Annotated in this window: 21 protein-coding genes; 12 read left to right on the top strand and 9 right to left on the bottom strand. The window is 66.0% G+C overall.

Annotation, left to right across the window (positions count from 1 at the left end):
* The first annotated feature begins 36 nt into the window (after positions 1-36).
* Positions 37-1,497, top strand: a complete 1,461-nt coding sequence (gene ahcY, locus ACPUD7_RS06885) for an adenosylhomocysteinase (RefSeq protein ID WP_425119474.1) — start codon at positions 37-39, stop codon at positions 1,495-1,497.
* Positions 1,498-1,604: 107 nt separating this feature from the next.
* Here ahcY and ACPUD7_RS06880 read toward each other — a convergent pair whose 3' ends face one another.
* Positions 1,605-2,429, bottom strand: a complete 825-nt coding sequence (locus tag ACPUD7_RS06880) for an RDD family protein (protein ID WP_135538133.1) — start codon at positions 2,427-2,429, stop codon at positions 1,605-1,607.
* A 67-nt stretch (positions 2,430-2,496) separates the two neighbouring features.
* On the opposite strand from ACPUD7_RS06880, the gene ACPUD7_RS06875 reads away from it, so the two are divergent.
* Positions 2,497-3,495 (top strand): stage II sporulation protein M, encoded by a 999-nt coding sequence (locus ACPUD7_RS06875; protein WP_135538135.1) that lies wholly within the window; start codon positions 2,497-2,499, stop codon positions 3,493-3,495.
* Between the two features lie 68 nt (positions 3,496-3,563).
* Here the strand turns inward: ACPUD7_RS06875 and ACPUD7_RS06870 are convergent, their stop codons facing one another.
* The 5 genes from ACPUD7_RS06870 to ACPUD7_RS06850 are packed head-to-tail and all read right to left on the bottom strand — an operon-like array spanning position 3,564 to position 8,948.
* Positions 3,564-4,850: a DUF58 domain-containing protein gene (locus tag ACPUD7_RS06870; RefSeq protein ID WP_135538137.1), complete on the bottom strand. Its 1,287-nt coding sequence runs from the start codon at positions 4,848-4,850 to the stop codon at positions 3,564-3,566.
* A complete protein-coding gene (locus ACPUD7_RS06865; RefSeq protein WP_135538139.1) occupies positions 4,851-5,936 on the bottom strand; it encodes an AAA family ATPase in 1,086 nt (361 codons plus the stop codon).
* The gene (locus tag ACPUD7_RS06860; protein ID WP_135538140.1) at positions 5,933-7,186 is read right to left on the bottom strand and encodes a DUF4350 domain-containing protein; all 1,254 of its coding nucleotides are present in this window, start codon (positions 7,184-7,186) and stop codon (positions 5,933-5,935) included. The genes ACPUD7_RS06865 and ACPUD7_RS06860 overlap by 4 nt, the downstream gene beginning before the upstream one ends.
* Positions 7,183-7,884 carry a DUF4129 domain-containing protein gene (locus ACPUD7_RS06855; protein ID WP_135538142.1) on the bottom strand — a complete coding sequence of 234 codons (702 nt, stop codon included), beginning with the start codon at positions 7,882-7,884 and terminating at the stop codon, positions 7,183-7,185. The genes ACPUD7_RS06860 and ACPUD7_RS06855 overlap by 4 nt, the downstream gene beginning before the upstream one ends.
* Complete coding sequence (locus tag ACPUD7_RS06850; RefSeq protein ID WP_240689609.1) at positions 7,881-8,948, bottom strand: hypothetical protein; 1,068 nt, start codon at positions 8,946-8,948, stop codon at positions 7,881-7,883. The genes ACPUD7_RS06855 and ACPUD7_RS06850 overlap by 4 nt, the downstream gene beginning before the upstream one ends.
* A 116-nt stretch (positions 8,949-9,064) precedes the next feature.
* Here ACPUD7_RS06850 and mtrA point away from each other — a divergent pair, with 116 nt between their 5' ends.
* From mtrA to secA, 7 genes are all read left to right on the top strand, one after another.
* Positions 9,065-9,745, top strand: coding sequence for an MtrAB system response regulator MtrA (mtrA, locus tag ACPUD7_RS06845; RefSeq protein WP_135538143.1), 681 nt, complete (start codon positions 9,065-9,067; stop codon positions 9,743-9,745).
* Positions 9,742-11,568 carry an MtrAB system histidine kinase MtrB gene (mtrB, locus tag ACPUD7_RS06840; protein WP_240689610.1) on the top strand — a complete coding sequence of 609 codons (1,827 nt, stop codon included), beginning with the start codon at positions 9,742-9,744 and terminating at the stop codon, positions 11,566-11,568. The genes mtrA and mtrB overlap by 4 nt, the downstream gene beginning before the upstream one ends.
* A complete protein-coding gene (locus ACPUD7_RS06835; protein ID WP_425119473.1) occupies positions 11,565-13,289 on the top strand; it encodes an LpqB family beta-propeller domain-containing protein in 1,725 nt (574 codons plus the stop codon). Before mtrB ends, ACPUD7_RS06835 begins: the two co-directional genes overlap by 4 nt.
* A 43-nt stretch (positions 13,290-13,332) precedes the next feature.
* On the top strand, positions 13,333-14,055 hold the full coding sequence (locus ACPUD7_RS06830) for a ComF family protein (protein WP_135538147.1): 723 nt from the start codon (positions 13,333-13,335) through the stop codon (positions 14,053-14,055).
* Positions 14,056-14,121: 66 nt separating this feature from the next.
* Positions 14,122-14,790 (top strand): ribosome hibernation-promoting factor, HPF/YfiA family, encoded by a 669-nt coding sequence (gene hpf / locus ACPUD7_RS06825; protein ID WP_135538148.1) that lies wholly within the window; start codon positions 14,122-14,124, stop codon positions 14,788-14,790.
* A 98-nt stretch (positions 14,791-14,888) separates the two neighbouring features.
* On the top strand, positions 14,889-16,130 hold the full coding sequence (locus ACPUD7_RS06820; protein WP_425119472.1) for a winged helix-turn-helix domain-containing protein: 1,242 nt from the start codon (positions 14,889-14,891) through the stop codon (positions 16,128-16,130).
* Positions 16,131-16,184: 54 nt separating this feature from the next.
* The gene (gene secA, locus ACPUD7_RS06815) at positions 16,185-18,875 is read left to right on the top strand and encodes a preprotein translocase subunit SecA (protein WP_425119471.1); all 2,691 of its coding nucleotides are present in this window, start codon (positions 16,185-16,187) and stop codon (positions 18,873-18,875) included.
* Between the two features lie 18 nt (positions 18,876-18,893).
* On the opposite strand, the gene ACPUD7_RS06810 is transcribed toward secA, so the two are convergent.
* The gene (locus tag ACPUD7_RS06810) at positions 18,894-19,283 is read right to left on the bottom strand and encodes an Rv3235 family protein (RefSeq protein WP_240689611.1); all 390 of its coding nucleotides are present in this window, start codon (positions 19,281-19,283) and stop codon (positions 18,894-18,896) included.
* Between the two features lie 92 nt (positions 19,284-19,375).
* Positions 19,376-20,182, bottom strand: coding sequence for a LysM peptidoglycan-binding domain-containing protein (locus tag ACPUD7_RS06805; protein WP_135538156.1), 807 nt, complete (start codon positions 20,180-20,182; stop codon positions 19,376-19,378).
* 149 nt (positions 20,183-20,331) lie between these two features.
* Between ACPUD7_RS06805 and ACPUD7_RS06800 the strand changes: the two genes are divergently transcribed.
* Positions 20,332-20,847: a hypothetical protein gene (locus tag ACPUD7_RS06800; RefSeq protein ID WP_135538158.1), complete on the top strand. Its 516-nt coding sequence runs from the start codon at positions 20,332-20,334 to the stop codon at positions 20,845-20,847.
* 37 nt (positions 20,848-20,884) lie between these two features.
* On the opposite strand, the gene ACPUD7_RS06795 is transcribed toward ACPUD7_RS06800, so the two are convergent.
* Positions 20,885-21,106 (bottom strand): helix-turn-helix domain-containing protein, encoded by a 222-nt coding sequence (locus tag ACPUD7_RS06795; RefSeq protein WP_135538160.1) that lies wholly within the window; start codon positions 21,104-21,106, stop codon positions 20,885-20,887.
* A 141-nt stretch (positions 21,107-21,247) separates the two neighbouring features.
* On the opposite strand from ACPUD7_RS06795, the gene ACPUD7_RS06790 reads away from it, so the two are divergent.
* Together ACPUD7_RS06790 and ACPUD7_RS06785 are read left to right on the top strand one after the other, a co-directional pair.
* Positions 21,248-21,895, top strand: a complete 648-nt coding sequence (locus ACPUD7_RS06790) for an SAF domain-containing protein (protein ID WP_135538162.1) — start codon at positions 21,248-21,250, stop codon at positions 21,893-21,895.
* Positions 21,895-23,163, top strand: a complete 1,269-nt coding sequence (locus ACPUD7_RS06785; protein ID WP_240689628.1) for an AAA family ATPase — start codon at positions 21,895-21,897, stop codon at positions 23,161-23,163. The genes ACPUD7_RS06790 and ACPUD7_RS06785 overlap by 1 nt, the downstream gene beginning before the upstream one ends.
* Positions 23,164-23,166: the final 3 nt, after the last annotated feature.

The raw sequence follows: 23,166 nt of genomic DNA, 5'->3' as shown, positions 1-23,166 counted from the left end.
CGAACACGATCCGACAGCCCGCCATATGGAGGTACCGTGCTCGATTCCACCGACTTCAAGGTCGCCGATCTCACCCTTGCCGAGGCCGGTCGGCACCAGATCCGCCTGGCCGAACGGGAGATGCCCGGGCTCATGGCCTTGCGCGACGAGTTCGCCGCCTCAGCGCCTCTGTCCGGTGCCCGCATCGCCGGCAGCCTGCACATGACCGTGCAGACCGCGGTGCTCATCGAAACCCTCGTGGCCCTCGGCGCCGAAGTCCGTTGGGCCAGCTGCAACATCTTCTCCACTCAGGACGAGGCCGCAGCCGCCGTCGTCGTCGGCTCCGGGACACCCGAGGCTCCGGCAGGGGTCCCGGTCTTCGCGTGGAAGGGCGAGACGCTCGAGGAGTACTGGTGGGCGGCCGACAAGATCTTCGATTTCCCCGAGGGCCCGAATCTCATCCTCGACGACGGCGGCGATGCCACCATGTACGTGCTCAAAGGCACCGAATTCGAGTCCGCTGGGGGAGTACCCACCGCAGCCGAGGACGACCCGGAGGAATTCAAGGTCCTGCTCACCCAGATCGCAGCGGCGATCGAGGCGAACCCGGGCCGCTTCGCCCGGCTGGCCACCGGCATCAAGGGCGTGAGCGAGGAGACGACGACCGGAGTCAACCGCCTCTACCGCCTCGCCGAGCAGGGAGCGCTGCCGTTCCCCGCCATCAACGTCAATGACTCGGTGACGAAGTCGAAGTTCGACAACCGCTACGGCATCCGCCATTCCCTGCCCGACGGACTCAACCGCGCCACCGACGTGCTCATCGGCGGCAAGATCGCCGTCGTCGTCGGCTACGGAGACGTGGGCAAAGGCGCCGCAGAAGCCCTGCGCGGTCAGGGGGCGCGCGTCATCGTCACAGAGATCGACCCGATCTGCGCACTGCAGGCGACGATGGACGGCTACCAGGTCGATCACCTCGCCGAGGCGGCACCACAGGCCGACATCATCATCACCACGACCGGGAACACCCGAGTCGTGAACGTCGAGGTGCTGCAGACGCTCAAGCCCGGAGCGATCGTCGGCAACGTCGGCCACTTCGACGATGAGATCGACCTGGCCGGACTGTCCCGGCTGCCCGGTGTGGAGAAGATCGAGATCAAACCGCAGGTCCACGAATGGTCCGTTCCGGTGCCCGCCGAGGTGGGACTCGACCGGGCGCGGACGGACTTCCTCGTCCTCTCCGAAGGGCGGCTGCTCAACCTCGGCAACGCCACCGGGCACCCGTCGTTCGTCATGAGCGCGTCGTTCGCCAATCAGGTGCTCGCCCAGATCGAACTGTGGGCCGCCCACGAACGCTACGATGATTCGGTGCACCGTCTGGCGAAGGAACTCGACGAGAAGGTCGCACGTCTGCACCTGCCCGCGCTCGGAGCGAAGCTGAGCGAACTGAGCAAGGAACAGGCCGAATACATCGGCGTCGACGTGGCCGGACCGTACAAACCCGATCACTACCGCTACTGACGCCGCCAGCGGCCTCAGTGCGCTTTCGCCGGCATATGCAGTGCGACGCCGCCGGGCAGGCTCAGCACGCTGTCGTCGACGCGCTCAGCGCCCTGCTGGCGGCTCGCTCAGCGGCGGTGGAGGCTCAGGCCGTGGGGGAGCGTGTCGACCCCGGCTCTGAACTTCTCCGCCCGGGCCGCGCGCTGCCGGAGCGTGTCGACTTCGGCGGCGCGGATTCGGTGGATGACCGCGGACAGGAACTGTTCGGGGAAGGTTCCCTCCGGTGGTGCCGGCGCGACATAGGGGTTGAGTTCGGTGGCGAGTTCGATCGCCCGCTGCCATCTCGATTCGTTGCCGAGCTGCGGCGCCATGGCGAGGAACTGGACGATGCGCCGGTGCAGGCCCGCGGGCACTGCGGACACGTCCGTGCGGGCCAGCCACGCCTGCAGCTGCGGTGCCACATGTGTGTGCATCGGCGGAGGCGGAGCGCTGCGTTCGCTCACCGCCACGGTGCCGGCCAGATAATCGCCGAGGCGCTTCGCCTGAGGTGAGACGAGCCCGGACAGAGCGGCGATACCGCCGCCGGTGGACAGGATCTCGAAGGGCCACAGCAGTGCGCGGATGAACGAATGACGCAACCGCACGGCGCCGCCGTCGTCGCGGACGATGCGCAGCCCGAGGATGAGCTTTCCCAGCGACCGGCCGTGGCTGAGCACCTCGACGAGCATCGGCAGCAGCACGAACACGGACACCGTCATGATGGTCATGATCGAGGCCAGCAGCAGCCCATTGACGTCGAGCGCGGCCAGCAGCAGCCAGAACGTGGCGATGAGCAGCCCGATGTTCACGAGGGAATAGACGATGTAGTCGATGAGGCAGCTCAACGCGCGTGCCGCCAGCGCGGCTGGCTGGACGTTGAGTTCGACGGCTTCACCGGTGACCAGAGTACTCACCGGTCCATCGTGTCATATCCGGCCGAGAAATCGTCATGAGGCATGCGGTCTCCGATAGAGTGGAGGCATGGATCCGAACCTTCTGGCCGAGCTGCATGGCGATGACTGGCAGGAGCTGTCGGCACTGGCGAAGAAGAACACGCTGACCCCCGATCAGACGACACGGTTCCTCGACCTCTACCGGGCGGCGTCGAAGGATCTCTCTCGGATCATGACCGTCGCCCCGGACTCGCTCGAAGCCGCCCGGCTCTCCGCGATCGTCCACCGTTCCCGCAACCATCTGTCCTCCGTACCGAGCGGGGGACTGTCGGGTCTGTCGCGTTTCTTCGTCATCAGCCTGCCGCTGTCGCTGTACCGCCTGCGCTGGGATTTCGTCATCGTGGCCGCGGCGTTCCTCGCCGTCGCCGTCGTCTCCGGAGTGTGGGCGGGAATGCACCCGGAAGTGCTCGAGACCTTCGGCGACCGTGAGTTCCGCAGACAGTTCGCCGAACATGACTTCGTCGACTACTACAAGGAGAACCCGAACGGATTCTTCGCGGTGGGCGTGTGGACGAACAACGCGTGGATCGCCGTCCAATTCGTCCTCCTGGGCATCACCGGCGTCTATGTCGTCGCCGGACTGTTCTCCAACGCGATCAACGTCGGCTTCTCCGGCGCCATGATGTTCGAGTTCGACCGAGCGTCAGACTTCTTCCTCTACATCCTGCCGCACGGGATCCCCGAGATCAGCTGCATCATCCTCGCCGCAGCCGCCGGCCTGCGACTCTTCTTCGCCTGGGTCGTGCCGGGGCCCCGACTCCGTCGTGACAAGCTCGCCTCCGAAGCCCGGTCGCTGCTCATCGTCGCCGGCGGACTCGTGATTCTGCTCTTCGGTTCGGGCCTCATCGAGGGGTTCGTGACTCCGAACCCGATTCCGCCGGTGCTCAAGATCGCCATCGGAGTCCTCTGCACCGCGGCCGTCGTCCTCTATGCCCGGCACTTCGGCAAACGCGCGGCCGAGGCCGGGCTCAGCGCCGATCTCGACGAACATCAGGCCGGTTATTCCGTCATCTCCACCGACCATTAGAACACCCGGTCAGCGGCCGCCGACGGGTTCGTGTGAGCTGGCAGATGAGTCCGGGGCCGGGAACCCGTTCACAGGCCCCCGGTGACCTTGAGCCGGATGTAGAGGTCGGCCAGGGCACCGGGAAGATCCTCCGGTGCGGCCTGCACCGAGGACACACCGAGCCCGCGCAGACGGGTCCGCAACGAGGTCGTCGTCAGCAGCTCCGCCTCGGCGGCGGCCGCGGTGTAGATCTCCTCGGCATCACCGCGAGCCTCGGCGAGGTCACGCAGGGAAGGATCCTCGACACTGGCCACGACCACCCGGTGACGGCTGGTCAGGGTGGGCAGGACCGGCAGAATGTCGTCGGCGAGCGTCGACTCATCGAGCTGCGTGACCAACACGACGAGCGCCTGCTGACGAGCCGTGGCCAGCACCGAGGCGGTGATCGACTCCCAATCCGCGTCGAAGAGCTCCGGATGCACCGGGGTCAATGCCACCGACAGGTCATGGACCGGGTCGTGGGCGCGTCGGCTCGAGGCCATGGCGCGCACCCGGGCATCGGCGACGATGACATCGACGCGGTCGCCTGCTCCGGTGGCCAGGGCGGTGAGCAGCAGAGACGCTTCGAGGGCCGCATCGAAGACCGTACCCTCACCGCAGCGGCGGGCGGCGAAGCGGGAGGAGTCGACGACGATGACGACCCTTCGGTCCTTCTCCGGTCGCCACGTCTTGACGACGAGATCCTGAGCGCGGGCACTGGCCCGCCAGTCGATGGAGCGCACATCATCACCGTCGACATAGTCGCGCAGCGAATCGAACTCGGTGCCCAGGCCGCGGATCATCACCGCGGACCGGCCCTCGAGCTCACGCAGCTTCTGCGTCTTCGACGGCAGTTCCCGGCGAGAGGCGAACGGGGGCAGCACACGGACTTCGGCGGGGACCTCGATGCTCTTCTGGCGGGCGATGAGACCGAGCACGCTGCGGCTGCGCACCGTCACCAGATCGGCCGGCAGGGCTCCACGCCTGACCGGCTGCAGTGCTGTGCGCACCTCGGCCTCCTCGCCGGGCGCCAGGTCATGATGTGAGCGGGTCCTCACCGCTCCGGCGCTCGGCGCCCACGCGTCACGGACGTCCAGTCGCAGTCGCCGCGGCGAATCGTTGATCAGCGTCAGCGTGCTGTGGGTCCCGGCGCCGAGGCGGACGAGGGGGCCCGGTGTGCGCTGCAGCCGCAGATCATGGATGCGGGGGACGAGGAAGAAGTCGAGGACTCCGACGATGATGAGCACCCCGATCACGATGAGCCCCATCGTCCAGGTGGGCACGAGGAGGATCGGGACGAGACCGAGGAGAGTGAGCAGGAACAGCCGGGCGGTCATTCAGCGCGGAACTTCGGTGGTGGCGATGATCGAATCGAGGACCTGATTGACGTCGAGGCCGTCCATCTGCGCCTCGGGCCGCAGGATGACACGGTGACCGAGCGTCATATGCGCCAGTGCCTTGACATCGTCGGGGGTGACGTAGTTCCGTCCGCTCAGCCACGCGTGGGCGCGGGCGGCTCCGAGCATCCTCGTCGCTCCTCGGGGGGAGACACCCAGCGCCAGGGACGGGGCCCGGCGGGTGGCGCGGGCGAGATCGACGACATAGGTGATGATCTGCGGCGCGATGTATATTCCCGCGATGGCCTCACGGGCGCCGGCGATGAGGTCGGCGTCGACGACCGGGCGCAGGCCCGCCGCCGAGAGCTCGGCGGCATCGAAGCCGCGAGCGTGGCGCTCGAGGATCTCGAACTCGTGTTCACGTTCCGGCAGGTCGAGGACGAGTTTGAACAGGAACCGGTCGAGCTGGGCTTCCGGCAGCGGATAAGTGCCTTCATATTCGACGGGGTTCTGCGTGGCGGCGACGAGGAACGGTTCGGGCAGCCGGCGGGGACGACCACCGACGGACACCTGGTGCTCCTCCATCGCTTCGAGCAGCGCCGACTGGGTCTTCGGCGGGGTGCGGTTGATCTCATCGGCGATGAGGATGTTCGTGAACACCGGTCCGGGACGGAACGAGAAGTCAGCGGCCGAGGCGTCGAAGACCAGCGAACCGGTGACATCGCTGGGCATGAGGTCAGGGGTGAACTGGACGCGTGAACTCTCGAGGGAGACGGCGGCGGCGAAGCTGCGCACGAGGAGTGTCTTGGCAACTCCGGGCACACCTTCGAGGAGGACATGTCCCTGGCTCAGCAGAGCGATGAGCATTCCGGTGACCGCTTGGTCCTGACCGACGACGGCTTTGGCGATCTCGGTGCGCACACCGGTGAAGGCCTCGCGCAGCGGATCCGGTCCCGGCGCAGTCACCTGCTGGGCGGGGGCCTCGCCGCCGACCGGGGTCTGCGGAGCAGGGGGCGTGTCCGGTTCGGGGGCCTCCGGCGCAGCGGGAGTCTGGGGTGCGGAGTTGTCCTGCGGCGACTGGGTCATGGGATCTCACTTTCGATCTGGGTGAGTTGATGGACGAGGTCGGTGAGTTCGGCATCCGTACGCACAGGAGCCGAGACGAAGACATGATGGAGCAGAGCCGGATCCGCCCCGGTGGTTGCGGCGATGCGGTCGAGGATGTCCGGCATGCGGGCATCGGGGCTCAGCGCCAGACGTTTGGCGATCCTCAGCAGCGCCGCTGTGCGCAGAGTGTGCAGAGCACCGGCACGGTCGTGGCTGCGGGAGCTCAGGGCAGCACGGCCGTGGACTGTCTCCACAGCGGGCACGATCGCGGGCAGTCGCTCGACGGCCAGGGGGCCGAACCTCCGCCCGAGGACGAGGAGGAGGACGAGCGTGCAGGGGATGAGCCACAGGGCACCGGCGAGGAACCACCTGGGCACGTAGTCGATGAGCGACGGCGGCGGTTGCTCATCGGCGTCGAACTGCGGGTAGTACACGACGAGATGGTCGGTCTCCGACAGCGTCGAGAGGGCCAGGGCGGCGTTGCCCTCCTCATCGATGTGTTCGTTCGTCACCCACTCCGGATTGCCGATCACGGTCAGGGGGACCGGACCACCGGTATCGGTGACGAGCTGTCCGCGCGCGGATCCGGGAGCCACCTCGGCGCCGTCGACCTCCGTCACACCCGGGCCCGCGAACGGGTAGCACGCGGTGATGCCGTCGGTGCCCTTCGCCGTTTCGGCGTATTCCATCTCACCGGTGGTCACGGTGCCGGCGGCACGGGCACTCGGGGCCGAACAGTCCGGTTGTGACACCGGGTCCGGGGTGCTCAGCGGACTCCCATTGTCATTGACGGTGATGCGGTCGGTGAATGAGGCGACGTTCGCGCCCGGGTCGACGAGCGCGAGCCGATTGGCGTGCTTGCGCAGAGTGAATTCGAACCCGTTGATGTCCCCGGCCGACAGGGCATCGGTGTTGGCGGGGATGAGCAGGGTCGTATCGGGACGTGCGGCTGCGGTGCGTGCCGTCTTCTTGTCCTCGGTGGTGGTCACCTCGACGCCGTGGGCGCGCAGCGTCTCGACAAGAGCCTTCGTCCCGCTCCGCGAGGTCGAATCAAAGTGGAGGGGCTCGTCGACTTCGTCATCGGTTGTGAGGACCATCATCGCGATGACGACGATGAGGATGACGATGGCCGCTGTGATCCAGACTCCGACCGAACGCATCCGGGTGCCGAAGGGGATGCGGGTGCTCGAACGGGTGCCGCGGGTGGCCACATCCAGCTGTGCGCTCATGCCGGTGCCTCCTGCCTGTTGCGGACCGGCAGCGCGCTCAGGCTCCGGTCGAGAGCGCACTGCTGCGCGTAAACCGCGGACAGGTCTCGGTCCGGTCGCGACCGCTGTGCGGTCCTCTGTCCGTAGAGGAGGTCGTTGAAGACCTCAGCGACGCGGTGCAGGTCCGGGCCGTGGTCGGGCAGGGCCGCCTCGGCGTCGTGGGCGATCTCATTGGCCGTCGCCGAGGACTCCAACGACACGATCTGCTTGACCGAGAGGACCGCGAAGATCGCGCGGGACTCGTCGATGACCGCAGTCTCGAAGTCTCCCGCGGCCGCGGCCCGGGCCGCGCTCTCGCGCCACGGACCGGGTTCGGGCAGGGACACGACCGGGTCGAAGGCCGACAGCGGGAGGCCGGTGCGGCGGAACCCGGCACGGCGGATGCGCCAGATGATGAGGGCGATGATCGCGATCACGGCGAGCACGACGAGGAGCAGCAGCCACGGCGAATTCGCCCCCAGCGCGGCGCTGACGAGGGAATCCCACAGGGAGGACAGCCACTGGCCGATCTGCTCGAGCGGGGTGAGGTCGTTGGCCGCGTATTCCTGCTTCGACAGTTCATGTTCGACCCATTCGCGGCCGGTCCTGCGGTCGATGCTCGCCGAGGCGGCGCTGAGCTGGGCCACCGAGACCGCGGTGGTGAAGAGGCTGCCGGTCATCGCTCCTCCTCACTGCGGATGAGGATGAGGTCGAGACCTTCGGTGCGCATCTGCTGGTCGAAGTAGCAGACCGTGACGAGGCAGGAGAAGTAGGCGAAGAGCACGGCTGAGGAGATCAGCGTCAGAGCCAGCAGCAGACCGCCGGCGACGACTCCGAGGACGAGCTGTGCGGTGTCGTTGCCCTCCGTCGTGGCGAAGCCGAGGCCGACGGCGATGGAGATGACGAAGACCAGCGGTGAGATGACGAGCTGGACGAGCTGATTCGACAGGAAATAGCCGAGCGCCAGCTGACCGAGCAGCCTCCAGTACCCGCGCGATGTCAGCGCCCACGACCGGCGGATCCCGGCGCGCACATTGAGATCCTCGACGACGATCGATGCGCCGAGGAAGGACAGGCGCAGATTGATCCACAGGAGTGCGAGCAGCCACAGCAGCACGGCGATTCCGGCCCAGACGAAGGCGAGAACCGGAGAATCGATGAGAGCGAACAGAGCGGTGGGGGCGGCGAGGGCGAGCAGCAGGCCGAGGTTGATCGCCGACATGAGCACGGTCGCTGAGACCAGGCGCAGCCGACGGCCGGCTAGGGCCTTCCACGCCTCGGACAGGGTGGTCCTGCGTGCTCCGAAGGAGGCGCGGGTGCCGGTGGCGATGAGTCCGGAGAGCAGATGTGCCAGTCCGAGGCTGAGCAGGCTGAGAGCAGCCGATCCCAGCTGGGCGAGGGCGAGGAAGCCGGAGAGGGCCTCGTCGTTGCCGCTGAGATCGTAGAGGAACGGCAGGAACTGCACGGCGACGAATGTGCCGATGGCGGTGAGCAGAAGGCTCCAGAGCGTGAAGACGATGAGGGAGGAGCCGATGCTCAGCCCCGGCGCGAATCGCAGCAGCCGAAACCCGGAATCGAGTGCCTCGATGAAGGTCAGCGGACGTTTGGGCAACAGTCCGCGAGGCGGCGGAGGCGCCCAGCTGTGATGCGGGGCGGATGCGGTGCGGGCCTGCCATCGGCCGGTGTGCCAGTCGACCTCCGAGGTCCATGCATTCGAGCGTCCCATCACTGCCAATCCTGCCATGATTCTCCTGTTCGTGCCGAGCAGAGGCCACGTGATGACCGAGGTGGTCGGCTCGGCCCGATAGGGTAGGAGTGTCGGGAACGAAAGAACAGGCGAACATAAGGGACAATGGGAGCATGAACGCTCGAATCCTCGTAGTTGATGATGACACGGCTTTGGCCGAAATGATCGGAATTGTGCTCAAAAGTGAAGGCTTCGAGCCCTTCTTCTGTGCCACAGGCGACCAGGCGTTCGAGGAGTTCCAGAAGGTCAGCCCGGACCTCGTCCTCCTCGACCTGATGCTGCCGGGCAAGGACGGTCTCGAAGTCTGCCGAGAGATCCGCGAGGTGTCCTCGGTGCCGATCATCATGCTCACGGCGAAATCGGACACCGTCGACGTCGTCCTCGGTCTCGAATCCGGTGCCGACGACTATGTGCCGAAGCCATTCAAACCCAAGGAGCTCATCGCCCGTGTCCGTGCCCGCCTGCGGATCTCCGAACCGCAGGCCCCGGAGCTGCTGACCGTCGGCGATGTCGTCGTCGACGTGGCCGGCCACACCGTGACCAAGGGCGGTTCCCCGGTATCGCTGACTCCCCTCGAATTCGATCTGCTGGTGGCCTTGGCCCGCAAACCCTGGCAGGTGTTCTCTCGTGAGACTCTCCTCGAAGAGGTCTGGGGCTACCGTCATGCCGCCGACACTCGACTGGTCAACGTGCACGTGCAGCGGCTGCGGTCGAAGATCGAACGCGACCCAGAGAAACCCGACATCATCGTCACTGTCCGCGGCGTCGGCTATAAGGCCGGCAGAGCCGCGTGAGTTCCGGGTCGGCAGCGGGCGGGCCCATCCGCACCGCGGCCTCGGCACTGCGAACGTTCTGGAGTTTCATCCTTCGATCGTTCAGCCACTCCCTGCAGGTCAGGATCGTCGCTCTCACCATCGTGCTCACTTCGGTGGCGATCTTCGGAGTCGGCACCTATATGTCCCAGCAGATCGCCCGCGGCCTCTTTGACACCCGTCTGGACTCTCTGTCCTCACAGGCCCGGTCGATCCTTTCCGAGCTGCGTTCTCTGGCTCCCGTCGATGGTCAGGCGGTGACTCAGGACACCCTGTCTTCGCAGTTGTCGTCGATCTACAACCGTTCGGCCGGGTCGGTGTATTCGCTGACACTGGAGCCGAAGGAACCGAACTCCTCGTTCACCACGATCACCGCCGGCGTCGCCGAGGAGGACGGGGAAACGGCGAAGGTGCCCGTCACCGACGAACTGCGCGAAGCCATCCGCAAAGCCCCGACCGATGACAAGCTCTACCAATCAGTGAGTCTGCCGGACGGCAACGGCCCCGGACTGCTCATCACCCAGGAGCTGCAGATCCCGGGCGCCGGCCAATTCCAGCTCTATTACCTGGGCGATCTCAGCGAACAGCAGGACACCCTGAACTTCGTGCAGAGGTCGATGTTCGTCGCCGCACTCGTCCTCGTCGTCCTCGTCGGTGCCGTCGCCTGGATCGTCACACGCCTCGTCGTCACCCCTGTGCGCACGGGGGCCGAAGTCGCCCGCCTCATCGCCGACGGTGACCTCGACGAACGCATGCCCGTGCACGGCAACGACGAGATCGCGGTGCTCGGTGAGAGCTTCAACGACATGGCCGACACTCTGCAGCATCAGATCGAGCAGATGGAACGGCTGTCCGTGCTGCAGCGTCAGTTCGTCTCCGACGTCTCGCACGAACTGCGCACACCGCTGACGACGATCCGCGCCGCCGCGGACCTCATCTACGACTCGCGTGACGAACTCGACCCCGTCACCGCCCGCAGCGCCGAGCTGCTGAATTCGCAGGCCGAACGCTTCGACAATCTGCTCTCCGACCTGCTCGAGATCTCCCGCTACGATGCCGGTGCCGCAGCGCTCGTGGCCAAACCCGTCGACATCGGGGCCATCGTCACCTCCGTCATCGAGACGGTGTCGATGGTCGCCGAGCAGATGTCGACGGGCATCGTCGTCCACGCCCCGTCCTCGCCGGTGATGGCCGAGGCCGACCGGGTGCGCATCACCCGCATCGTGCGCAATCTCGTGGTGAATGCGATCGAGCATGGTGACGGCAACCCGATCGACATCTATGTCGCCTCCAATGCCGAGGCCGTCGCAGTCAGCGTGCGCGACCACGGTGTGGGCATGAACTTGGAACAGGTCGAGCATGTCTTCGACCGGTTCTGGCGCGCCGACCCGGCCCGCAAACGCACCCTCGGCGGTTCCGGGCTGGGCTTGGCGATCTCACTCGAGGACGCTCACCTGCACAGCGGGTGGCTGCAGGTCTGGGGCAAACCCGGCGAGGGGTCCTGTTTCCGTCTGACGATTCCGCGTCGCCCGGATCAGGAGATCACCTCCTCACCGCTGCCGCTGCCGCCCCGCGATGCGCAGATCCAGGGTGCCGCCCTCGTCGCCGGTCCTCTGTCTTCCGATGGATCCGTGCGGATCCAGACCGGGTCGATCCCGATCGTCGTTGAAACCGATCAGACGATGGCCGCCGAGGACGAACAGCAGGACACCGATGCCGCCGAGGCGGCGGATTCCGATGAGGACGACAACCGCCTCGGCGACGCCGCCGAGACCGATGGCGAAGGCGAAGGAGGCCGATCATGACATCGCTGCAGTCACGAAGGTTCCGCATGCGGACGATCTTGGTCTCCGTATTCGCCTCTCTTGCCCTCGTCGGCTGCTCGTCGATCCCGACCTCCTCACCGGTCGGCCACATCGAAGACGATTCGGGGGATCCCGGGGCCAGCAATGCCCGCATCCCCGACGGGCCTGAACCCGGCGACAGCATTTCGGAGATCGTGCGCGGATTCCTCGCCGCGGGCGCGGGAACCGGCAACAACTTCTCCGTCGCCCGTTCCTTCCTCACCGAGGCCGAGGCGCAGGAGTGGAGTCCGCAGGAATCCGTGTCGGTGCTGCCCAACGACACGGACATCGATTCCTTGAACCAAGAGGTCACCTCCGACCAGAAGACCCTGAGCATGTCGGCCCCGGTAGTCGGCCTCGTCGACTCCTCCGGCGTGTATAACTCGACGAAACCCGGCACCCAGTCGACTCTGGAGTTCTCGCTGCGGCAGGAGAACGGCGAATGGCGGATCTCCTCGGCCCCGGACGGCCTGCTCATCAGCCAGTCCGATTTCCGCACGATCTTCCTCAACTACTCGCTGCAGTTCTTCACCTCCGACTACTCGTATCTCGTCCCCGACTCCCGGTGGTTCCTCCGCTCCTCGTCGACCCCGACTGCGCTGATGAACGAACTGCTCAGCGGGCCGGCCCCGTATCTGTCGGGCGCGGTGATCACCGCTGTCCCGGACGGCGCGAAGCTCAGCGAATCGAACGTTGTGACGATCGAGAACGGGGTCGCACATGTGTCGTTGGGACCGCAGAGCCCCGCCCTCTCGGACCGGGAGAAGGGGCTGATCCGCCAGCAGATCTCAACGACTCTTCAGGTCATCCCCTCGGTCTCGAGCATCGAACTGAGCATCGGCGGGCAGACGATCTCTGCGAGCCTGCAGCCGAAGACCGACACGTCCATCCAGGTCGACGGTCCTCCCGTGGTGCTCGCCGACAATCGGCTCTCCCGGGTCTCGGGCACCACCGTGGCCAAGGTCGAGAACAGTCCGAACCTCAAGGGGAAGAAGGCCAGCGATCCTGCGGTCTCGCTCGATGATTCCCTGTACGTGTACCTGCAGAACGAGCGCCGGGAACTCATGCGGTTGAAATCTGACGCGGTCGACGCCACCCCGATCCTCGAGGGCAGACAGCTCGTGCGTCCGAGTATCGACCGGTTCAACATGACGTGGACCGGGGAAGCCAAGAACAAGGGAGAGCTCAAGGCGGTGGGCCGTGACGGCAAGGTCTTCACCGTGGCCGTGGACTTCCTCTCCGGCAGGCAGCTCGCCGACGTCGAAGTCTCCCGCGACGGCACCCGAGTCGCCCTGCTCAGTCGCCATAAGGGAGAACCGGACCGCATCGACGTCGTGGGCATCCCCCGGGACAAGGCCGGCAATCCGTCCGGCCACGCTTCCGAGACCCCGATCTCCGTGGGCGCGAACTTCGACGAGGTCAAGGACGTCTCCTGGGCCGGTTCGACCAATCTGGTGGCTCTGGCGGCCGAAGAGGGCGACTCCGCGCAGCCGTTCCGCATCGGCGTCACCGGTCCCTCGGAGCAGCTCGGTGAGGTCTCCGGCGGAAGCCGTATCGCCGGTGGCGCCGATGGCCGCTCGATCCTGGTCACCGGCTCCGAGGGGGCGCTGTATTCGTATAACTCGAATGCGTGGCAGAAACTCGTCGATGTTGCGGCGAAGGATCCGTCCTACCCCGGCTGACCGCTAGGCCCGTGGGGTTGCGGGCGCATAGTAGATTGCTCCCATGGGGCTGCTCGAGGAGGTCGGCGAACTGCTCCTGCCCCGACGATGCGCCGGATGCGGGCGGGAGAACGTCTCGCTGTGTACGAGTTGCCTGCAGCTGCTCGGCGGAATCCCGCGGGCGATGGAGCCGCGCTACGGTCAGATTCCGATCGTCGGCGTCTGCGAATACAACTCGCGCATCTCGCGGATGGTCGTCGGATATAAGGACGGAGGCCGCCGCGACATCCTCGATCCCCTGGCACTGGCCCTGAACCGCTCGGTCGTCGCGGCCCTCGACCTCATCGGCTACAGGGGAGGGGCGATCAGACTCTTCCCGGCCCCAAGCTCAGCTCGTGCCAGGCGTCGTCGCGGCGGTTCCCATACCGCCGCTCTGGCGCGGAGGGCGCAGGAGCTGGCCCCGGAGCTGCCGTTGGAAGTCCATGACGTGCTGCGGGCCGAACGGTCCCGGGACCAGGTCGGGCTCGGAGCGAAGGAGCGGTCGAAGAACGCCTCTCGCACCCAGCATCTCGATGCGGTGGAACTGGAGATCATTCGGTCATCCGAACCGCGTGACCGGCGGCGGGCCGCCTCGGCGGACATCCTCGTCGATGACTTCTCCACGACCGGTGCGACCTTGGCAGAAAGCGCACGATTATTAGCATCGGTGCAGATCAGACCCGCTGCAGGAGCCGTTCTCGGGCTCGGCCGCGGGGGCACTCGATTTGTCTCTCCCTTTACTGTATAACGGTGTTTACCCATCCAAGGGCATGGGATCGGATGAATCCGACGAGCGAGTCGCTAAGGACACATCATGGACATCGTTGTCAACGGCCGTCAACTGACCATCTCCGACAGCTTTCGAGCCCACATCGAGGACAAGATCGCGAAGGTCGAACAGCTCGCTCCCCGAGCTCAGCGCGTCGAAGTGCACGTCACCCACGAGAAGAACTCCCGCCAGCCCGAGACGAGCGAGAGGGTTGAACTCACCGTGGTGGCGAAGGGGCCGGCGATTCGGGCTGAGGCCATGGCCAGCGACAAATACGCGGCCCTCGATCTGGCATGGGCCAAGCTCGTCGAGCGGCTGAGGCGCGCCAGAGATCGGCACAAGGTTCCGCGTTCGGGTCACCACCGCAAGGAATCCACCGCCGAAGCGTTGGCGAAGATGCCGATTGCCGAACCGCTGATTCCCGACCCTGACGCCGACTCTTCGGCCGCGGCAGACGATCAGCCGACGAACGTCGACAAGACGAACGGTCGGATCAAGGCCGAGGGCGATTCGCCGGTGGTCCTGCGGGAGAAGACCTTCACCGCCGCACCGATCGGCATCGAAGAGGCCCTCAACCGGATGGAGCTCGTCGGTCACGACTTCTACCTGTTCATCGATGAGGAGTCGAGCAAGCCCTCCGTCGTCTACCGCCGCAAGGGCTGGAGCTACGGAGTCATCGCCCTCGACCGCGAACTCGAAGAAGCAGCCGACTAACCTCCCCTATTACTACCCGACGGCGGCCCAGCAACCTCGCGCGAGGTTGCTGGGCCGCCGTCACGTAGTAATAGGGGTGGGGAATGTAGCGTGGGATCATGGAGAAGATGACACGCGCGCAGGCACGCAGGACTGCCATCGCGGCGACCGGACTCGACCGGCCGCGACCGCAGCGGGTCACGGCTCGCCACCTGAGATCAGTCTTCGCCACGATGGGGCTGACCCAGATCGACTCCGTGGCGCGCGTCGTCCGCTCCCATTACCTTCCATTCTTCTCTCGCTTGGGACCGTACCAACGGGAGACGCTCGACCGCCTGTTCTATTCCTCGCCGAGGATGGGCGTCGAATACTGGGCCCATGCGGCGGCGTTCGTGCCCCCGCAGACGTGGAACCACTTCGCACGCAACCGCGCCGAGTGGTGGCGAAACGACTACGGACAACGGCACCCCGAATCTGGTGCCGCCTTCCGTGAGCTGCAGACCTCCGTGCTCGACGTGCTGGCCGCAGGACCGAAGACGGCGCGTCAGGTCTCCGAACTCGTCGACCATGATCTGCCCGAACGGCACCGGGGGCACTGGGGCTGGAACCCCAGCCAGGTCAAACTCGCCCTCGAGGCGCTGTTCGCCGGAGGCGTGATCAGCGCCTCCGGGCGCAATGATCACTTCGAACGGATCTACGCACGCACGAAACACGTCTCCCCGGAACTGCCCGAGATCCCCTTGGCCTTCGGGACCCCTGAGAACCCGGACCTCGGCCTCGACCCCGTCGCCTCCCGTCAGCGGGGAGTCTCCGGCGTCGACAACGACGTCCTCGCCCTGACCCGCACCGCCTCCCGTGCTTTGGGAATCGCCCGTCCCGACGATATCGCGGACTACTTCCGACAGCTGCGCGCACCCACCGACACCGCCATCGCGGAACTGCTTGCCACTGGTGAACTGCGCGAAGTCGAGGTCGACGGCGTCACCGCCCTGCGCTGGCATGAGGCACGCACCCCGCGCACAGTGGACGCGCAAGCACTGTTGGCTCCCTTCGACCCACTCGTCTTCTACCGGCCGCGCATCGACTGGCTCTTCGACTTCCACTACCGCATCGAGATCTACACCCCCGCTCCGCAGCGCGTGTACGGCTACTATGTGACGCCGTTCCTCCTCGGTGATCGGCTCGTCGGCCGCGTCGATCTGCACCGGGACCGTGCGGCGGGCACCCTGCGTGCACACCGGGTGACATGGGAGCCGGGGGAGGAGCACACAGCGGAGCTCGTCCAAGAGCTCCAGGCGATGGCCACATGGCTGGGCCTGAGCGGAGTGGACCTCGAAGGCACTCACCTGCCATTAAGCTAGAGACTATACAGTCGTTCGAGTTGTTGTCCGGCAGTCATGCCGATTAGGAGAAAAGTGGCTAATTTCCTCGAGAAGCTTCTGCGCACAGGTGAAGGCAGAACTCTGAAGAAGCTCCGCCGATACACGGATGCCATCAATGAGCTGTCCGACGAGTTCAGCGAGATGTCCGACACTGAGCTGCGTGAGGAAACCGGCAGGTTCAAGGAGCGCTACAAGGACGGAGAGAGCCTCGACTCCCTGCTGCCCGAAGCCTTCGCCGCCGTGCGCGAGGCCTCGAGCCGCACCCTGGGCCTGCGTCACTTCGATGTCCAGCTCATGGGCGGCGCCGCTCTGCACCTGGGCAACATCGCAGAGATGAAGACCGGTGAGGGCAAGACCCTCGTAGCCACCGCGCCGGCGTACCTCAACGCACTGACCGGGGACCCGGTCCACATCATCACGGTCAACGACTATCTGGCCACCTACCAGTCCGAGCTCATGGGCCGCGTGTTCCGCTTCCTCGGTATGGAGACCGGCTGCATTCAGGCGAACATGCCTTCGGTCCAGCGCCGGAAGCAGTACGCCGCGGACATCACCTACGGCACGAACAACGAATTCGGCTTCGATTACCTGCGCGACAACATGGCCTGGTCAGCCGACGAACTCGTCCAGCGCGGACACTCCTTCGCCATCGTCGACGAGGTCGACTCGATCCTCATCGACGAGGCACGCACCCCACTGATCATCTCCGGCCCGGCCGAAGGCGATGCGAACCGCTGGTACGGGGAGTTCGCCAAGGTCGTCAAGCGGCTGAAGACCGATCGCGATTACGAAGTCGATGAGAAGAAGCGCACCGTCGGCGTGCTCGAACCCGGCATCGAGCGTGTCGAAGACTACCTGGGCATCGGCAACCTCTACGACGCGGAGAACACTCCGCTCATCAGCTTCCTCAACAACGCCATCCGCGCCAAGGAGCTGTTCAAGAAGGACAAGGACTACGTCGTCCTTGACGGCGAAGTCCTCATCGTCGACGAACACACCGGCCGTGTGCTCAAGGGCCGCCGCTACAACGAAGGTCTACACCAGGCCATCGAGGCGAAGGAGAACGTCCAGGTCCAGGCCGAGAACCAGACCCTGGCGACGATCACTCTGCAGAACTTCTTCCGCCTCTACGACAAACTCTCCGGCATGACGGGCACGGCAGAGACCGAGGCCGCGGAGTTCATGTCGACGTACAAGCTCGGTGTGGTGCCGATCCCCACGAACAAGCCGATGCAGCGCGTCGACCAGTCGGACTTCGTCTACAAGAACGAGGTCGCGAAGTTCGCAGCCGTCGTCGACGACATCGTCTCTCGACACGAGGCCGGCCAGCCGGTCCTCGTCGGCACGACGAGCGTGGAGAAGAGCGAATACCTCTCCAAGCATCTGGCCAAGCGCGGAGTCAAGCACGAAGTCCTCAACGCAAAGAACCACGCTCGGGAAGCTTCGATCGTGGCGCTGGCCGGTCGCAAGGGCTCGGTCACCGTGGCCACGAATATGGCCGGTCGAGGCACCGACATCATGCTCGGCGGCAATGCGGAATTCCTCGCTGTCGCAGAGATGGAGCGGCGGGGTCTTGATCCGGTCGAGAATGAGGACCAGTACGAAGCCGAATGGCAGGACGTGCTCAAGGAGGCGGAGAAGAAGGTCAAGGCCGATGCGGAGGAGGTCGTCGAACTCGGCGGTCTCTACGTGCTCGGCACCGAACGCCACGAATCCCGCCGCATCGACAACCAGCTGCGCGGACGCTCCGGACGTCAGGGCGATCCGGGCGAATCCCGCTTCTACCTGTCGCTGACCGACGACCTCATGCGCCTGTTCGGTTCCGGCGCCGCCGAACGCATCATGGCCACGGCCAATGTGCCCGATGATGTGCCGCTGGAGTCGAAGATGGTCAGCCGCGCCATCCTCTCCGCCCAGTCGCAGATCGAACAGCGCAACGCCGAACAGCGCAAGAACGTCCTCAAATACGATGACGTACTCAACCGTCAGCGCACCGTCATCTACGACGAACGTCGCCGCGTCCTCCACGGAGCCGACCTCAAAGAGCAGGTCGCGAACTTCCGCGAAGAGATCATCGACGCCTACGTCGCCCAGGCGACGAGAGGACCGGTCGAGGACTGGCAGGTCGACGAACTCTTCGAAGCCCTCGGCAAGATCTATACTCCGTCGATCACCTCCGAAGACCTCGCCGAGGAGGTCGGCGGACTCGGCAACCTCACGAAGAATCGACTCAATACGGAGATCCAGTCGGACCTCGAAGTCTTCTACTCCCAGCGAGAGGAAGAGCTCGGTGAGGATGCGACCCGCGAACTCGAACGCCGTGTCGTGCTCTCCGTCATCGACAAACGCTGGCGCGAGCACCTGTACGAGATGGACTACCTGAAGAACGGCATCGGACTGCGCGCGATGGCGCAGCGTGATCCGCTGGTGGAATACCAGCGGGAGGGCTTCGACATGTTCACCACCATGCAGGATGGGATCAAGGAGGACGTCGTCCGCCTCACCAATACGCTCAAGGTCCAGGTCAGCTCCTCACCGGCGGAGTCCGGGGACGACTCCGAGGTCGAAGTCGACGCCGAGGAACTGCGGCATACGACCCCGAAGATGCAGCTGTCGGCCCCATCGGAGAACGGCTCCTCCTCGATCTCCGAATCTGAGGACGACGACGAACCGGCTCCGGCCAATCGGGCCGAGCGACGCGCGAAGAAGAAGGCCAAGAGCTGACTTAGGGGCGCGCAGACTTCACATCGTCTGCAGCGCCGTCAGCGTCCACCGGGTGGTGAGCAGCTCCAAACGGACTGCCACCGCCCGGATGCGGTTCGGGCTGCGGACGATGACCGTGACTTCGGCGATCCCGGGACTCACCTGGCACACATGTGCCCTCCCCGGCTGCACCGCCGGCTGCGCGCCGAGACCGCTGGCCGGATGTCGCGGCGCCACCTCTGCGCGCAGCTGAGCGCGGTGATCGATCTTCGCCAGCAGTTCGGGATCGACCCAGCGGGCGATCGTGTCGCTGCGTCGGACTCCGGCGAGGACTTCGAGGCAGGCCACCGCCAACGAGGCGGCCGTGGCCGCTATCCGCTGCCGTTCGTCCGCGGACTCATCGTCAAGTCCGCTGACCCGTGCGCTCACCCGGCGTCCCGATGGGGACGTGGACAGCGGTAAGGAGTTCCGCCGGGGCGCAGCTTGCGGCGCCTGCGGACGGGTGAGAGTGAGCGGGGCGGTCATGGCTGAATCTCCAATCTCTGACCTGCGATGATGAGGCTCGGGTCGGGCCCGATGATCTCGCGGTTGGCGGTATAGACGTCGTCGACAAGCTGCGGGGTGTCCTCTGGGGCATCGACGAGTTCGGCGGCGATCGACCACAGGCTCTCCCCAGGCTCGACCACGTGCACAGTCGGCGAGGGGGCTGCAGCATCCGGTCGTGATTCGGGATCCTCGGCAGCAGCGGGATCGTGCACGTCGTCGGCGGGTTCCCGGTGGTCGGTTCGCGGTGGTGCAGACGGATCCTCAGGCGGAGCAGCGGCTTCTTTCGGAGGTTCGGTGGGCCAGGCCGGATCATGCAGGTCCTCGTCCGCGGGCGCATCGCCATCGGAGTACTCACCATCGGCGGCCGAGGCGCCGCCTTCGACAGTCGGCCATCCGGGATCGGCGGGCGCAGCGGTCGCCGTGTACGGGCCCGCCGCGGGCATCGCGTCTCCGAGGTCTCCGGCGACCGGAGCGGCCTGCGCGGCCTGGACGACGAGACCGGCCGACACTGCGGCGAGCACGCTCGAGGCGAGAAGCCGCGGCATGGCTCTGACGAGGCAGTCCGCCAGGAGTGCCCTGAAGCGGCCGGAGGGAAGGAGCCGCAGCAGCAGGGTGAGGAGGGAGACGAGACCGAGACGTGAGAATGCCAGAGCGGCGGCGCCGATGATGGTGATGACGACGAGATCATTCGTCGTCCGCGGCTGCGGCAGCTGTGCCCACGCGGTGCAGAGTGAACCGAGCAGAACCAGCCAAGACCCCGCGCATGCGATCAAGAGATACATCTAGACATCCTCCATTGGATATTGATTCCAATGATGTCGTTAGATGTGATTTGTTGTCAATAGATTACGAATAACTACACCACTGTAGTTCTCACGCGCTTCGTTCCGGCTCTTGAAAGTCGACTACAGCTGGGGCAGGCTTAGCGATTATGGATGATCGCATCGATGCACTCCTGGCGGACGTCGAAGCCGCCGAGACCGCCGCCGAACGGCACGCCAGAAGGGGAGAGTTCGGTGACGAAGTAGCCGCTCAGGCCGCCGAGCGAACACTGCTGGAAAGGATCCGAGGGGCGCTCGGGCAGGCGGTGCAGGTGGTCATGCCGGCGCGGGAGATCGCGGGCACGGCCGACTTCCTCGGTCGCGACATCCTCGTCGTCGACGGAGCCGAGACCTCCGTCATCGCGATCAGCTGGATCCGCGGACTGCGGGCGGACTCACGTGTCCACCGCCTCGAGGCGGGAGGGCTCGAGCGCTTGGGTCTGGGTTCGGCGCTGCGCCGCTGGGCGGCAATGCATGAGGAAGTGGCGATCGACGTCGCAGACCGTCCCGGGCCGACACGCGGACGCTGCACTCTCGTCGGTGCCGACTATGTCGAGATCGCGGGCCGGATGATCCCGTTCGCCGCGATCGCCGCCGTCCACGCCCGAACCAACCCCTTCGGGTGAGTCGGCTGTGGAACTTGGGGTACGGGCAGAGGCGGAGTCAGTCCTCGATCGAGCCGGTCTTGATCTGGTGCTCGGTGCGCTCGTACATGCGCTGGATATAAGCCTCGATCTCCGACTTCTCGACGCGCCATTGGCCGCGTCCGCCGACCTTGATCGCACGGAGGTCGCCCGAGCGGACCAGGGCCCTGGCCTGAGCGATCGAGACATTGAGCAGTTCGGCCACATCGGTGAGCGGCAGGAAGCGGTTTTCGACGACCATGTGGTGACTTCTCCCATTCCAGATGTCTGTCTGCTTGTTGATTCACTTTGCCAAAAACATTGCTTTGGCATCATTTGATGCCTAATACTATCACTGAGAAACAGTTTCTGTCAGCGAAACTTCCGCGAATCTGGAGATGCAATGGAGCTCTCGAAGCGAATCCGCCGCCCCAAATGGACCGACACCCGACTTCTTGTGGGCGCGATGCTCGTCGTCCTCGCCGTGGTCGGCACCTATCTGCTCATCGCCGCGGCGAATTCCACCACCCGCGTCTGGGCAAGCGCTCATGCTCTCGTCCCCGGTGAAGTCCTTGATGCGACGGACCTCAGGGTGGCCGAGGTCAATCTCGCGGATATCGGCAGCAAATACCTTTCGGCGGATGAGGACCTGCCCGCAGGGACGAGCGTGCGCAGCGTCGTGGCCGCAGGGGAGCTGTTGGCCGCCTCGACGGTCGCGCCTCTGACGGAGCTCGAAGGCCGTGTCGTCGCCATCGATGTCGCCGGCTCCGTCCCCAGCGTCGTCGCCGCGGGAAGCCTCGTCGATGTGTGGGCGCAGCCGGAGCAGAACGGCCTCGACGATGACGGGCCCGCACCGCGTCAGCTCGTCGAATCCGCACCCGTCGCCCACATCACGCGGGACGTGGGCAGCTTCGGGGTCGGCGACGGAGCGCGCATCGAGGTCTTCGTCGAGACCGGGCAGCTCTCCGACGTGCTTGCCGCCCTCGACGGGCGCAGCGTACTCTCCGTGGTCGGGGCGCCCTCGGCGGTCGCGGCAGACAGCGGGCAGTGATGACTCAGGTCCTGCTCGCCGTCGACTTCGAATACGACCTCATCCTCTTCGAACTCCTCAGCGACATCGACGACGTCACCATCGTCGCCCGTCCCGCCGACGAGGTGGAGCTGCTGGCACACTGTCGGACCGGCAGCGCCGAGGTCGTCATCATCGGCCGCTACTTCCCGGGGCTCGATGCCGAGGTGGTCGCTGCTGTCGCGGCCACGGGGGCGAAGGTCCTCGGCTTCGGTGATGATGCCGACGCGCTTGCCGGGCTGGGCATCACCGTCCGGGTCGGCACCGACGCCGATGCGGCCGCTCTGGCCACGGCGCTCGACGATCTCCGCGCCTCCACCGTCGTTCCTCCACGACCGACAGCGCCTCCCGGCCCGGTCGGAGGACAGGGGAGGATCATCACGGTGTGGGGGACCGGCTCTTCGCCGGGGCGGACCCTCACCGCGGTCAACCTGGCCGACCAGGCCTCCCGCCTCGGCCGACGCTCCGTCATCGTCGACGCCGACACCGTTTCGGGGATGGTCGCCGCCACACTCGGGCTGACCGAGGAATCCTCCCATCTGGCCAGCCTGTGCCGGGCGCAGTCCGATCGGTCCGTCCCCCTCGACGGGCATTCCGTGCCCCACGCCGTGGTCCGGGAGGACTTCCACGTGATCACGGGACTGACGAAGCCCGAGCGATGGCCGGAGATCCGAGCGTCAGTGCTCGAAGCCGTGCTGCATCGGCTCGCGAGGCTCTACGATCTCGTCGTCGTCGACGTCAGCGACCGCGTCGATCCCGATGACGAGATGGCCGACCCCTTCTACGACCGGCATTGCGCCACCCGGGCGGCGCTCGCAGCGGCCGATGTCGTCCTCGTGCTCGCTGCAGGAGAGCCGATCGGTCTGCAGCGTCTGGTCAAGCTGCTGGGCACGCCGCGGGCAGAGGAGCTGCGGGAGAAGATGCGTCTGGTGATCACGAAGCTGCGACCCGGCGCGGTCGGTCATCCGCCCGAGGCGAGGATCCGCGAGGTCCTCAACCGCTTCGTCCGCGTCACCCCCGACTACGTCCTCAGCGATGATCGGGCCACCGCCGATGCCGCAATGCTGGCGGGCAAGACCCTGCACGAGCAGAATCCGCGCTCCCTCCTCTGCCAGGAGATCGCGGCCATGGCCGAGGATCTGCTGCCCGGCCGCAAACGCAGCCGCCGGACCGGGGGCGGAAGGGGCCGACGGGACGGCGGCGAAAGGAAGCAGGGCCGCAGGCCCGGCAGATCCAGGGTCCGATTGTGACGG

Origin of the sequence: Brevibacterium sp. FAM 24630 (genome assembly GCF_049804075.1) — a bacterium.
Taxonomy (GTDB): domain Bacteria; phylum Actinomycetota; class Actinomycetes; order Actinomycetales; family Brevibacteriaceae; genus Brevibacterium.
Note: the sequence above shows the minus strand (reverse complement) of the source record. Positions and strands in the feature narration are given on the sequence as shown.